Origin of the sequence: Fimbriimonas ginsengisoli Gsoil 348, assembly GCF_000724625.1 — a bacterium.
Lineage (GTDB): Bacteria > Armatimonadota > Fimbriimonadia > Fimbriimonadales > Fimbriimonadaceae > Fimbriimonas > Fimbriimonas ginsengisoli.
This window is the reverse complement of the sequence record NZ_CP007139.1, coordinates 1,802,250-1,814,511: the sequence shown is the minus strand read 5'-3', so window position 1 is coordinate 1,814,511 and position 12,262 is coordinate 1,802,250. Positions and strand designations below refer to the sequence as shown.

At 61.4% G+C, this 12,262-nt stretch carries 12 protein-coding genes; 4 read left to right on the top strand and 8 right to left on the bottom strand.

The annotated features are described in order from the left end of the window. Nucleotides 1–65: 65 nt before the first annotated feature. Both OP10G_RS08300 and OP10G_RS08295 read right to left on the bottom strand, forming a co-directional pair. Complete coding sequence (locus OP10G_RS08300; protein ID WP_025226354.1) at nucleotides 66–779, bottom strand: copper homeostasis protein CutC; 714 nt, start codon at nucleotides 777–779, stop codon at nucleotides 66–68. Continuing rightward, on the bottom strand, nucleotides 780–3,251 hold the full coding sequence (locus tag OP10G_RS08295; protein WP_025226355.1) for a glycoside hydrolase family 3 C-terminal domain-containing protein: 2,472 nt from the start codon (nucleotides 3,249–3,251) through the stop codon (nucleotides 780–782). It lies immediately after the preceding gene. 112 nt (nucleotides 3,252–3,363) lie between these two features. Here OP10G_RS08295 and OP10G_RS08290 point away from each other — a divergent pair, with 112 nt between their 5' ends. The 3 genes from OP10G_RS08290 (at nucleotide 3,364) to OP10G_RS08280 (ending at nucleotide 5,377) form a co-directional block, all read left to right on the top strand. Further along, nucleotides 3,364–4,419: a TolB family protein gene (locus tag OP10G_RS08290; protein ID WP_025226356.1), complete on the top strand. Its 1,056-nt coding sequence runs from the start codon at nucleotides 3,364–3,366 to the stop codon at nucleotides 4,417–4,419. A gap of 25 nt (nucleotides 4,420–4,444) precedes the next feature. Next, complete coding sequence (locus OP10G_RS08285) at nucleotides 4,445–4,879, top strand: response regulator transcription factor (protein ID WP_227625089.1); 435 nt, start codon at nucleotides 4,445–4,447, stop codon at nucleotides 4,877–4,879. 69 nt (nucleotides 4,880–4,948) lie between these two features. Then, a complete protein-coding gene (locus OP10G_RS08280; protein WP_227625088.1) occupies nucleotides 4,949–5,377 on the top strand; it encodes a response regulator transcription factor in 429 nt (142 codons plus the stop codon). Here OP10G_RS08280 and OP10G_RS08275 read toward each other — a convergent pair. The 3 genes from OP10G_RS08275 to OP10G_RS08265 form a co-directional block, all read right to left on the bottom strand. Further along, the gene (locus OP10G_RS08275; RefSeq protein WP_025226359.1) at nucleotides 5,374–5,817 is read right to left on the bottom strand and encodes a hypothetical protein; all 444 of its coding nucleotides are present in this window, start codon (nucleotides 5,815–5,817) and stop codon (nucleotides 5,374–5,376) included. The two genes, OP10G_RS08280 and OP10G_RS08275, sit on opposite strands and share 4 nt — an antisense overlap. Nucleotides 5,818–5,824: 7 nt before the next feature. Then, a complete protein-coding gene (gene csrA, locus OP10G_RS08270; RefSeq protein WP_025226360.1) occupies nucleotides 5,825–6,019 on the bottom strand; it encodes a carbon storage regulator CsrA in 195 nt (64 codons plus the stop codon). 135 nt (nucleotides 6,020–6,154) lie between these two features. Then, nucleotides 6,155–7,849 carry an AMP-dependent synthetase/ligase gene (locus OP10G_RS08265; protein WP_025226361.1) on the bottom strand — a complete coding sequence of 565 codons (1,695 nt, stop codon included), beginning with the start codon at nucleotides 7,847–7,849 and terminating at the stop codon, nucleotides 6,155–6,157. An 87-nt stretch (nucleotides 7,850–7,936) separates the two neighbouring features. Here OP10G_RS08265 and OP10G_RS08260 point away from each other — a divergent pair, with 87 nt between their 5' ends. Continuing rightward, on the top strand, nucleotides 7,937–8,128 hold the full coding sequence (locus tag OP10G_RS08260; protein WP_025226362.1) for a hypothetical protein: 192 nt from the start codon (nucleotides 7,937–7,939) through the stop codon (nucleotides 8,126–8,128). A 149-nt stretch (nucleotides 8,129–8,277) separates the two neighbouring features. On the opposite strand, the gene OP10G_RS08255 is transcribed toward OP10G_RS08260, so the two are convergent. The 3 genes from OP10G_RS08255 to OP10G_RS26735 form a co-directional block, all read right to left on the bottom strand. Continuing rightward, the gene (locus OP10G_RS08255) at nucleotides 8,278–9,192 is read right to left on the bottom strand and encodes a c-type cytochrome domain-containing protein (protein WP_025226363.1); all 915 of its coding nucleotides are present in this window, start codon (nucleotides 9,190–9,192) and stop codon (nucleotides 8,278–8,280) included. A gap of 108 nt (nucleotides 9,193–9,300) precedes the next feature. After that, complete coding sequence (gene csaB / locus OP10G_RS08250; RefSeq protein WP_025226364.1) at nucleotides 9,301–10,377, bottom strand: polysaccharide pyruvyl transferase CsaB; 1,077 nt, start codon at nucleotides 10,375–10,377, stop codon at nucleotides 9,301–9,303. A 4-nt stretch (nucleotides 10,378–10,381) separates the two neighbouring features. Beyond that, a complete protein-coding gene (locus OP10G_RS26735; RefSeq protein ID WP_158409179.1) occupies nucleotides 10,382–12,256 on the bottom strand; it encodes a DUF5693 family protein in 1,875 nt (624 codons plus the stop codon). Between the last annotated feature and the right edge of the window lie 6 nt (nucleotides 12,257–12,262).

The following is a 12,262-nucleotide window of genomic DNA, read 5'->3' as shown; positions in this document are numbered from 1 at the left end:
CTGCTTTCTTTATGAGCAACGCTCGCAGGCTCGCTGAGGAAAAAGCGGTGACAGGTCACCGCAGTCTATACGGGCTGGATGGCTCTCACTACTCTTCTCACTTCCTCATCATCCAACGTCAAGTGCTCGACTAGAGTTGGGTCGGCTGGATTGTAGAAGACCGGATCGCGCTTCGGGATGAATGGGCCGAGGTGGATTTGGGCAGCGCCGGACTCGGCGACGACGGAGGACACGTTGGCGGCACGGATGCCGCCGCAGGCGAGGAGTTGGATTACCTGGGCATGCTCGGCGTACTGCCGGAGCCGAGCGGGATTGATGCTGGAAAGACCACCACGCGTTAGCACCCTAGCCACTCCGAGATCTCGAAGTCGCGATAGAGCGGCAAAGGGATCGGGGAGTAGGTCGAATGCGCGGTGGAAGGTTACCGGTTGAACACCGGCGATCTGGACGAAGCGCCGGATGCGGTCCTCGTCGATGCCGCGGTCGGCGAGGATTCCGACGACTAGGCCGTCGGCTCCTGCCGCTAAGAGAGCTTCCGCGTCGCGGAGGATCGTCTGGAACTCGGCGTCGGTGTAGACGAAGCCGCCGCCTCTCGGGCGGAGCATCGCCATGATAGGCAGGCGGCAGCGCGCCTTGGTTTCGGCGAGTGCGCCGATAGAAGGGGTGAGGCCGCCTTCGGAGATCGCGGAGACCAATTCGATCCGGTCGGCCCCCACTGCCTCCGCCCGCACCGCGTCATCGGCGGTGCAGGCGACGACCTCGACGAGGACCCTCTCCATTTACAGGCGAACCGAACCGGAGAGGGGCAGGTTTTGCGACGAGCCGCCTACGAGGATTCGATATTCGCCGTGCGGAACCACCCAATCCTTCTTCGCTACGTCCCAGTAGGCGAAGGCGCGCGAGTCGAGGGTTACCACGACGTGCTTCGATGCGCCCGGGCGGATCGCCCGCACCCGCGAGAAACCCTTGAGCTCCTTAACCGGCCGGGGGACGCTTCCTTTCGGAGCCCGCACGTACACCTGGGCGATCTCGTCGCCGGTTCGCTTGCCGGTGTTGCGGACGTCGAACTCGACCCGCACCTGAGGCTCGTGCGACCGCATCGGGGTCACGGTTAGGTTCGAATACCCGTACGTCGTGTAAGACAAGCCGAATCCGAATGGGTAGAGCGGCTTGTACTTGGAGGCGTCGTAATGGCGGTAGCCGACGAAGATCCCTTCGGCGTACTTCACCCGCTTTTCTGGATCGCCGGGATAATTGCCGTAGGCGGCCGAATACTCCCACCGGCGGTCGAAGGATATGGGCAGCTTCCCGCTCGGGTTCTCCTTGCCGAAGAGGATCGCGGCCAGCGCCCGGTTGCCGTCTTGGCCGGGATACCACGCTTGGACGAACCCGGGCACCTTATCCAGCCACCTCGTGGTGTCGACCGAGGCGCCGGCGTTCAACACGACCACCACGTTTCGGTTCACGGCGGCGACGCGCTTAATGAGGTCGTCCTGCCCCTTCGGAAGCCGGAACGTCCGGTCGTCCCCCTCTCCTTCCAAGCGGGGATTGAAGCCGACGGAGACCACGACGGCGTCCGCGTCTTTGGCGGCGTTGACCGCTTCGTCGATCGACCGCCCGGAAACCTTTCGCCAGCCGAGATGGATCTCGGCGTCACCTTCGCCTTGGTAGTACTCCATCTTCACGGAGTGAGTGGAATCGGCTGCAAAATGCAGGGTGGCCATCGCGTCGAAAGCGGCTTGGTCCCGCCACTCGTCGATCACCTTTTTGCCGTCGATCCAGACTCGGAATCCGTCATCCCCGCGGGCGACGATCTCGTAATCGCCGGTTTCGGGAACGGTGAACGTTCCGGTCCATCGCACCGAGAAATTGGTTCGCTCGATTCCCGGGGCGGGGGCATTCTCGTAATGGGCGTTCACGCGTCGATCTATTCGCGTCACCTGTGGCGTGCCTTCCAGGTTCTTGTTGTTGAAGTATTCGGCGGTTAGGCCGTTCGCCCCCGATTCTGTCTGGAAGCGAGCGGTGCCGAACGACTCGGAGGAAGAAGCGACCATTCCCGGTGCGAAGGTAACCGTCGCCCCCGGCACCGCCGCGGCGATGGCGTCGCGGACGCTGATCGCACGGAACGGGGTCGTGAACGCGCTGCCGCCGCCGCCCCAAACAGCGGGGTGGCCGTTTGGCCCGATGACGGCGATCTTCTTGACTTTTCGAGCGTCGAACGGGAGGATGTTGTGGTCGTTCTTGAGCAGAACCATTCCTTCCTTGGCTTCCTGGTAGGTGGTTTCGGCCCCTTCCGGACTCTCGGCGGGCAACTCGGGGCGCTCCTGTTTGCGGTCGAGGAATCCCATGGAAACGAAGGCGCGCAGCATCCGGCGAACTTTGTCGTCGATCGTCGCTTGGGACACGGTTCCGTCTTGCAGGGCGGGGGTGAGAGTGCGTCGGTTAAGGAACTGCGGTCCCGGCATTTCCAGGTCGAGGCCTCCGTTCGCGACCGGGATGGAGCTGTGCACCGCGCCCCAGTCGCTCATCACGAACCCCTGGAACCCCCAATCTTTCTTCAATACGTCGTCGAGAAGCCACTTATTTTCCGAGCAGTACACTCCGTTGAGGAGGTTGTAGGCGCACATGACGCTCCAAACCTTGCCCTTCTTGACGGCCGCCTCGAATGCGGGGAAATAGATTTCTCGCAGGGTGCGCTCGTCTACGTCCATGGAGTAGTTCCACCGGCCGTGCTCTTGGCTGTTCGCGGCGTAATGCTTGACGGTGGCGATCACCCCCTCGCCCTGGATTCCCTGGATCCAAGGGGCGACGAGCTGCGATGCCAGGTACGGGTCTTCGCCCAGGTACTCGAAGTTGCGGCCGTTCATCGGGACCCGGTTGATGTTGACGCCGGGAGCCAGAACGATATGGACGCCTCGCTGTCGGGCGTCGAGGCCGAACGACCGGCCGACTCGCCGCGCCAGTTCGGGATCCCAACTCGCCGCCATCGTAACGGGCGAGGTGTAGGCGGTATCGGGGCCGTAGTTCCGCACTCCGGCCGGGCCGTCTGACATCTTATAAGGGTCGAGTCCGAGGCGGGCAATCGGCTGCGTATAGAATCCCCGATAGCCGCCGATGTAGTCGATCTTTTCTTCGACCGTCATCTTGCCGAGGATCTCTTCAACCCGCCGCTCGACCGCGGCGTCGGTAGGTGGACGTTGGGACGCCGGTAAGGCGTGACTGAGCATGGCCAGGATCAAGGGGGTCAGCATGGGTTTGAGCGCACCAATTGCTAGTCTAGCCCGACCGTAGCATTACCGCCAGCCTGAAATCGTCAACTTCGGCACCTGAACCAATGGGCAGGGTGGCTCACACTAATCGCCAATGCTGACGACGTTGCTTACCCTTGCGTGCCTGCCGATGGGGCAGAACGTCCCCGACTCGCGACCGGTAGCGGCGGTGGAAGGGGAAACGCATTTGGCCAATGTGCGGCAGCTCACGTTCGGCGGGCAGAATGCGGAGGCGTATTGGAGCAAGGATGGAAAGCATCTGGTCTACCAAGCGCGGGTTCCCGGTGACAAATATCCCGACGAGCAGATCTTCTCGATGAACGCCGATGGATCGGATAAGCGGCTGATCAGCACCGGGAAAGGACGGTGTACCTGCTCTTACTTCACGCCTAATGGGAAGGAGATCTTTTTCTCCTCGACCCATGCGCGAAACGAAGGGCCGCAGAAGCCGGTCGACATGAGCAAAGGGTACGTGTGGGCGATCAATCCGGACTACGCCATGTACCGGACGCCGGCAAAAGATATCTCGCCGCGGCCGTTCACTCCGGTGGTGGTGAAGCCGGGAAGTTACGTCGCTGAGACGACCATCGCGCCGAACGGGCGGTACATGGTCTGGACCAGCGATGTCGACGGGGATCTCGAAATTTACCGGTCCGATCTGAACGGGGGCCACATCCAGCGCCTTACCCATGAGAAGGGATACGATGGAGGTCCGTTCGTTAGCTGGGATTCGAAGAAAGTCGTCTATCGCCGCGACGAGTTCTCCGACCAGAAGCAGGTCCAGGATTACGAGGAGCTTCTGCGCGAGCACTTGATCCGGCCGACCAAGCTGGAGATCTGGGTGATGGACCCGGACGGGACGAACAAGCGCCAGGTCACCCACCTCTCGTGCGCGTCTTTCGCGCCGTTTATGCATCCGGACGGAAAGCGGATCGTGTTCAGCTCGAACTACGGCGACCCGAAGGGGCGCGAGTTCGACATATTCATGATCAACGTCGATGGAACGGGTCTCCAGCGGATCACCCATTCGAAAGATTTCGACGGCTTCCCAATGTTCACCCGCGACGGAAAACGGATCGTTTTCGCCTCCAACCGGTACGGAACCGAACCACACGAGACCAACATCTTCGTCGCCGATTGGCGCGAGTGACGGAGTTCCGACGTACCATGAGGGCATGGAGCCCGCCGGAAGTCGACAGAGGCCACCCGGTTGGCCGCCTACCGCGATAGGAAGCGGAATGCACGGGGCTCAGCCTCCGATCAAGGTGCTTGTCTGCGACGACGAGCGCCACATTGTGCGCCTGATCCAGGTGAACCTGGAGCGTCAGGGGCACGTGGTAATCACTGCGTTTGACGGTAAAGAGGCTCTCGAAAAGATCCGACACGACAAACCCGACCTTTGCATATTGGATGTGATGATGCCGCACATGGACGGTTTCGAGGTCCTGAAGAACATCCGTCAGGACCCAGAAACGGAGAACCTTCCGGTGATCATGCTTACGGCAAACGCACAGGACAAGACCGTGTTCGAGGGCTATCACTATGGCGCAGACATGTACCTCACCAAACCGTTCAACCCGATGGAGCTCGTCACAATGCTTCGAAGGTGAATCTAACGTTATAGGGGTCCCGTAGGCCTTTTGCGGAATCACTTCCAAAAACCGCGTACCATGTTGTATGTGGAACCGGCCGAACAACGTGAGCGGCCGCCCGGGTCTCTGTGGCCGAAAACGGCGGCAGGGGAGGGACGTGAACGTCCTCGAAAAATCCTCGTCTGCGACGACGAGAAGCCGATCGTCCGCCTGATCCAGATCAACCTCGAACGCGAGGGTTATGAAGTCGAGACTGCTTTCGACGGGCGCGAAGGGCTCGAGAAGATCCGGACGTTCGAACCGGACGTGGTCATCATGGATGTGATGATGCCGTACATGGACGGCCTGGAAGTGCTTCGGCGGGTGCGAAAGGATCCCGGCACGAAGGATATTCCCGTGATCATTCTCACGGTGAAGGCGCAAGACCAAGACGTGTTCGACGGCTACAACAGCGGCGCCGACCTGTATCTGACGAAACCGTTCGACCCGATGGAACTTGTAAAGCTGCTCGCCTAGTCTGCCGGCTCGCTTTTCGCCGGCCAAAAGGAGCCGAACGCCGTCAGGACGGCGCATTGCGTCAATGCCAAAACGGCCAGCCGCAACGGGTGGGTCCACGCCAGGGCGGGAAGTAGGGCGTCGGAGGCGCGAAAGGCGGACCCCTCCGGGCTCGTCCATAGGACCACGGACACTCGCACGAGAAGGACGAAGACGACCGGTAACGTGATGGTAAGCGGAAAGACGAGACGCCCCGGGGCGTGCAGGTTCGGCCTTGCCAACGAGACGGCAATGAAGATGAGGGTCGCCGAAGCGATCGGGCCCAGCAAGACGGCATAATCGCGAAGCTGGCGGTACTCCCGGTGATCGGCGAGCAAGAACCCTACACTCACGGCCGTCGCGAATAGGAGACACGCGGTGCGGACGATAAGGGCGACCCGTTCTCCCCGATCGTTTGACATGAAAATCCTAGGCGGTGTCGGCCGAGGGGCCGCCTTCTGTGCCGTCTTGTATCTGTTCGTAAATCTCTTTGCGGTGAACCGAGACCGACTTGGGCGCGCGGATGCCGATTCGCACCTGCTCGCCTCGGACTTCGAGAACTACCACCTCGATTTCGTCGCCGATCACGATGCTCTGACCGATTTTTCGCGTGAGCACCAACATATGTACTAGCCCTCCGTGGCTGGCGGGTTCGGCTCTTGCCCTCCCTTGCACCGAACGTCGCCGCCGCGTCGCGACGGGTCCGCATTCCCTTCCGCCATTTGCCGGATTGATTCCGGTTGAACTTAGTATACGCGCCTATAACTTCAGCGACGCGATCTCTTTGGCGTACTTTTCCTTTACAACTTTTCGCTTGACCTTAAGAGTGGGAGTGATTTCTCCTCCTTCGATGGTGAACGGATGGTCGAGAAGGGCAAACTTCTTTACCGCTTCGAAGTTCGCTCCCGTCTTGTTGACGGCATCGATCTCGCGCTTAATGAGACCTCTCACTTCGGGGCTTTCGGACAGCTTCGTTCCTTCCGGTAAATGTAGCTCGGGTCCGACGGTCTCCGCGTTCGGAACGATGAGGGCGATACACGCCTCGAGCCCGTCTCCCAGCACCACCGCCTCCTGAATAAACCGGGAGTTGCGAAGCTTGTTCTCGATCGGTTGGGGGGCGACGTTCTTGCCGTTCCCCAATACTATCAAGTCCTTTTTCCGGTCGGTGATCTTAAGGCTCTTGCCCTCGAACTCTCCGATATCGCCGGTGTGGAACCAGCCGTCGGCGTCGATCGCCGCCGCGGTCTCCTCCGGCAAGTTGTAGTAGCCGAGCATGTTTCCAGCGCCGCGAATCAGGATCTCGCCGTCTTCCGCGATGCGGATCTCGACGTCCAGCGGTTCGCCGACGGTCCAATACTTGTTGCGATCGGGATGGTTGATGCAGGTACCGCCGGCGGTCTCGGTGAGGCCGTATCCCTGGAGGACCGTCAGCCCGGTTCCCATGTAGAACTCGGCAACTCTGGGAGCGAGGGCGGCGCCTCCGGAAACGAAGAATCGCATCCGGCCGCCGACTTTTTCTCGGAGCTTCCCCATCACGAGGTGGTCGAGCAGGCCGGCGAGAGGGGCGAATTTTCCCTTTGCTCGGGCGATTCCTTGCGCCATTGCCAGGTGAAAGAGCTTCTGCCGGACCGGCGGCATCTTAGCGATTCCTTCGAGCGCCTTCTCACGGAACGACTCGAGGAAGCGAGGGACGCACAGCATGACGGTCGGACGAACCTTGAGCATGTCGCCAGCCAAGGAAGCGAGGCTCTTAGCGTAGCCAATGCTCGCGCCGAGGCAGATCGGTAGGAACTGGCCGGCTACCCGCTCGTAGACGTGGCTCATCGGAAGGAACGTGAGGAAGGTGTCGGTCTGCCCCAGCGGCAGGGTCCGTTGCGCGCACTCGCAAACGTGGACAAACGCCCGGTGCGGCATCATGGCACCCTTCGGCAAACCGGTGGTACCGCTCGTGTAGATGATCGTGCAGAGGTCTTCCGGCTTGGTGGAGTCGATCTCGCGGTTGAATTCGTCGGGCTCAATGTCTTGGGTTTTGGCGAGGAGGTCGAGGCTATCCTCGCCTTTGAGCACGATGGACTCGACGCCTTGGATACAAGCCACCTTCGCCATTTGCTCCGCATTGCCGGCGACGATCAGCTTGGCATCGCAATCGCGCACGATGTATTCGGCTTGGTCGGCGGGCAAGGTCGGATAGATCGGAACGAGAATGATTCCGAGGCATTGACAGGCCCAATCGGTAAACGCCCACTCGGCGCAATTCTCGCTGATGAGGCAGACCTTGTCTCCTCGCCGGATGCCACGGGAACGGAGAGCGGCGGCGTAGTGCCGGGCGGTGTCGAACAACTCCCCGTATAACACCGGCCGGAATTCGCTCTTTTCGGGAACGAGCATGGCCACCTTATCGGGTAGCCGGGCGGCGGTGCTGCGGAACATGTCTCCTAGCGACGTTGCTTTCATTTCTTGCGAGCCTAGTTTGCTCCGAAATGCCCTTGTCTAGGGTCCGGTTTTATTGCGCCTCTCTATACTCTTCTCCGAACCTCGGCTATGCAGAACTTCATCTTCACCATCCACGGCTCGGTCTCGCAGCAAACGCCCGACTCCGAAGTCGCGACGGAGCGGGTGGAGGAGTTCATCCGTCGAGCGGGGGCGCTCGCGGAGGAGATGGGTTTCCACGTCTTCTACCTCCGGCAATCCCCCGACGACCCCCAGCAACCTGGGTTTACGTCGGAAAGATAGCGGACGTACGTTCGCCCCGAGGTCCGTAGAATTTAGGTCAGGCTAATCAGGGGCGGGCCGCCCCTGAGACCCACGGGCGGGGCCGCACGTGCCACGTGGAGGCGGGCTGGACCCTCCAGACGGCGCGTCTGGAGGGATCCGATGGCAGGTTATTTTTTCGCGCCGGCGTTGATCCAGGCGACGATCGTGGCCTCGGACGCGGCGGAGAGCGGAGCTCGACCCTTGGGCATGCGGCTGCCGCCGGAGGCGTGCAGTGACATGATCAGCCGGCTTCCCGCGGCGTTGCCGGGCGTAACTACCGCTTTGACGCCGTTGTAGTTGCTCAGGTCGATGCCGGCCGCCATGTTGTTCGCGCTGTGGCACGGCATGCAGTTGTCGTTCAGGATGGTTTGAACGTCGGCGTAGCTTCCGGCGGCAGCCGCTGCCGGCTCGACTTTCTTCGCACCGTCCGGAGCGGAGAAGGCGAAGCTCTCCGGCTTGGCATCGGCGGGATCCGTCTTGACCGTCAGTTCGGACGCGGCGGCAAGATACTGCTTGTCTCCCTGCTTAAGGGCGTAGCCGCGGGCGATGCCCAGCTTTTTGTCCAAGTACAGGGTGCTGACGATGCCCCCTTTCTTCATGGTCACTTCGACCTCGGTTACATCGTTCCCGGCAACGTTCCGGGTAGTCCCGGCGCGGGCCACGGCGATGTCGTTGGCGGGCTCTTTTTGGAGGAAGGCGGCCCAGGCAAAGACTTCCGGCTTCTTCGTGAACTCGGCCAGCGCCTCGTCGGTCAGCGGCGTCTCGGTGAACGAATTGCTCGACTTGGTGTAGGTGTAAAGCGTCTTGCCGTCGGACTGGACGAATCCGGTGTCGCTGGCGAGCTTGAACATTTTCGGCCGGCCGAGTGACAGCTTGTACTCGGTCGGACTCTCACCCACCACGCGGAACTTGTAGATAACACTAATATTCGACGCGGATGAGAGCTTGGCGAGGTCGTTGGCGAGAGGCGCGGGAAGGTTCGGAGTTTGAGCGGCGAAACCGAATAACACGGCCCCCCCGAGAAATAGTGCAACGGATCTCATCAATGCCCATTGTATAACGACCCGCGCCGATTACGTAGCGAACGCTACGTAATGGAACCTATTTGGCGATCATTGCGAAAGCCAGGGAGATCGCAGGTTTGTGGCGGGCTAACGCCCGCCCATGCCGTTGACCACGAGCTCGATGTTTCCCTCGGCTTGCTTGCGCATCTCCTCACGCTTCTTATCGAGGATTTTGACGTTACGCTCGCGGTCCTTTTGGAACTGGAGGAAGGCATCGAGGAGCCGGGGGCCGGTGATGCCGGTGTCCATCGAGAGCGCATTTCCGAGGCCGAGCTGTTTGGCGAACGCGGTGACCTTCGGGTCGTAGCTGACCATCAGGGGCGGGATGTTTACCATGGAGGCGAGGATGCCGGCGTGGAGGCGCATCGCCACCATCGAGTCCATGCGGCTGATCCGCTGCTGCATCTGCATCGGCGTCACGACGCGGCGCAGGTCGGGAATCTTGCCTCCCTGCTTCTTCGAGATCGCTTCGGCGAGCTCGATATCCTCGTTCCGATCCATCGTTACTAGGACCGGCATGGAGCCCGACTGGTACAGCAGCCGGCAGAAGTCGCCAAATAGGCCTACGACATCCGTTTTTTTATCCAACGGCCGCGGGGCGATTCCCACAACCTTCATTCCACCCACCGAGAAATCTTCGGGATCGACCGGGTCGGGAGGGGGAGGCATCAGGAACGAGGAGTCGGCCGTCGCGCGCGCCGCCTTCTTGTATCCGAGCTCCTTGAGCGCTTCCAGCGAAGCGGGATCGCGGACGGCGATGGCGTCGGCGTCGTTGAACGCGCCCAGCGCCATTCGGCGGCCCAGGAAAGTCTTCAACGGTCCCACGCCCTGGCCGACGAGGAACACCTTCTTTTTCGCCTTCTTGGCCATCTCGATGACCTTGGCGTAGTAGGCGACGCTCCGAACGCTCGTCACATCCTGGAAGATGCTTCCACCGGGGAAAACGACGGCGTCGCAACGCGAAATCGCCAATTCGATCTGCTTAAAGTCGCGACGGGGGTACGAGAGAAAACCGTAGTTTCGGTTCGTCTCTTCGGGCGCGCCGCTGAGGATGGCCACCTCAAAACCGGCGCGGATAATACCGTCCGAAAAGCCGAGCATGACGGCGTCGTCGCCGAGGTTGCCGCTGCCTAAGTAACCCGCAAGTAGTAGTTGACCTGGCACGCCGTTATGCTTCCTCCTGATCCCTTGGCAGTAGGCGCGAAACGATCGCCCACAGCCCCAGGCCGATGATACACCCGAGAACCACTCCAAGAGCGATTCTAGCGAGTGAGAGATATACCGGGATGTGCAAGTGAGTGAGCGTATTGACGATGCTCGTTTGCCCCATCGACCCGACCATGAGCAGTAACGCCGCCCATCCGCCCCAGGTTGCGACCTTGTTTGGGTGGCGGGTGAGGTACGACAGCAGACCGATCCCGGCGATCAGCAATGGGTGGCCGATCAGGAACTCCTTCGTCCGTGGCCGAACGAAAAGGAACCTGTCGAGTAGGTTTCGGAAGACCATCTCGCCGCCGCTCGGCCCTGCGCCGGTGTCGTTTCCGGTACGCGCGATCATCAGGCCGAGGACGGCGGCGATGGTGACGCCGAGCGCCACGGTGCTCCAGGTGATGGGCGCTTTTAGCACCGACTTCAGGTCGGCAAGCCGCTGCAGGAAAAGAAATCCGATGATGACGATCGGAAGAAAGATCGAAATCTTAACTCCGGAAAACTCGTCGGCCTTGATGTAGTACGGCAGGCCGTTCATCATTCCCGCCACGCAGAGTCCGCCGATCAGCGAAATAGCGGAAACCAAGAGGAAGCCGAGAAGGACGTTCCGGGGCCGGAGGGCGTCCAGCACGAGAAACGCCGCGACGGGGAAGACCAGGGTCGCCACGAGGGCCATGATCTGCAGCCCGGTGTGGACGGCGGTCGCCGCGCCGAGAAGTACGAGCAGACCGAGGCCGATCGCCTGAAGCCGGCGGTCGCTGAAGAACGCGGAGCCGACGAAGAAGCCGGCCGGAACGATGCTAAGGCCGATCAGGATCGGGAACCAGCGTGGGAGCGTGGGCGGCTCGAACGGCTTCGGCTTTCCGAGGGCGCCTCCCTCCTTCTCGACCTCCTTGCGAATCGATCCTATGAAGTCGCCGAAATCAGACAGCGGATGTTCCGCTCCGAAGCTCAGCGGCCGGATGAGAAGCACGCGCATGTTCCGCTCTCGCGCGGCCTTCACATATCGTTCGACGGCATCGGCGGGGGAGAGGCGGTCCAGTTCCGCGACCTGTGCGGAGTGGAGGCGGACCACGTTTTCCGGGGCCTTCTTGACAAGTTCGTCGTCGCCCCCGATCCGGGTGAACTCCGGGGTGGCATACAGCATTCCCAAGGTCTGCAGGGTCTCCTGCGTCGTCCCTAGTGCATTGCGTCGGCCCAACACCTGGTCTCCCGAGGGGAGAAAGACAGTTGCCCCCATCTCGTGGGCCCACGTCAACATGTCGCGGACGGTAGCGGAGCTCACCCCTGGCGGGTTGGAGAAGCGGGCGATGATCTGGAGCCCATGGCGTCGGGCGATCTCCGTCTGGTCCGGGCTAAGGCCGACCGAGGTGGCCCGTACGAGAGCGGGAGCGACCGGAGGTAGCGACAGCATCAGCGGCCGGGACGAGTTCATTGGTCCCGCCAGATCGTGAAACCGCGTGCGGAGGGCACGTTGCACTCGGGCCATGTCGTGCGGGTCGCTAAAGTAGAGCCCGTATTCGTTGGCGGTCTTGCCGCCGACGGTGAAACTCTGGGCTCCGAGCGTGAGCCGTCCACGGCCGATCAGCTCCGCGACGGACTCCTCGGAGAGTACGACTGCGTTCAACCCTTGCCCCTTCATCTCCTCGATCGCGCTGTCGATCGGCATCCCTTGAGCCGCGGCGAGCGCTTCGATCGTTTCGTACTCGGTGGCGAAAGCGGTCGCCCGATTGAGAGACTCGGCTTGGTTTCGCTTGTAGATGGAGTACAGGGAGAAGAGAGCCGGCAGGAGCAGGGCCATGGCCAGCCACTGCGGCAGTTTCGTACGGTTCAACGGTTG

Excerpts from the sequence above, each read along its gene's own strand:
- OP10G_RS08285 (WP_227625089.1), top strand. The coding sequence starts at position 4,445 with ATGGAGCCCGCCGGAAGTCGACAGAGGCCACCCGGTTGGCCGCCTACC.
- OP10G_RS08265 (WP_025226361.1), bottom strand. The coding sequence starts at position 7,849 with ATGAAAGCAACGTCGCTAGGAGACATGTTCCGCAGCACCGCCGCCCGG.
- OP10G_RS08260 (WP_025226362.1), top strand. The coding sequence starts at position 7,937 with ATGCAGAACTTCATCTTCACCATCCACGGCTCGGTCTCGCAGCAAACG.
- OP10G_RS08255 (WP_025226363.1), bottom strand. The coding sequence starts at position 9,192 with ATGAGATCCGTTGCACTATTTCTCGGGGGGGCCGTGTTATTCGGTTTC.
- OP10G_RS08290 (WP_025226356.1), top strand. The coding sequence starts at position 3,364 with ATGCTGACGACGTTGCTTACCCTTGCGTGCCTGCCGATGGGGCAGAAC.
- csrA (WP_025226360.1), bottom strand. The coding sequence starts at position 6,019 with ATGTTGGTGCTCACGCGAAAAATCGGTCAGAGCATCGTGATCGGCGAC.
- OP10G_RS08300 (WP_025226354.1), bottom strand. The coding sequence starts at position 779 with ATGGAGAGGGTCCTCGTCGAGGTCGTCGCCTGCACCGCCGATGACGCG.
- OP10G_RS08275 (WP_025226359.1), bottom strand. The coding sequence starts at position 5,817 with ATGTCAAACGATCGGGGAGAACGGGTCGCCCTTATCGTCCGCACCGCG.
- OP10G_RS08295 (WP_025226355.1), bottom strand. The coding sequence starts at position 3,251 with ATGCTGACCCCCTTGATCCTGGCCATGCTCAGTCACGCCTTACCGGCG.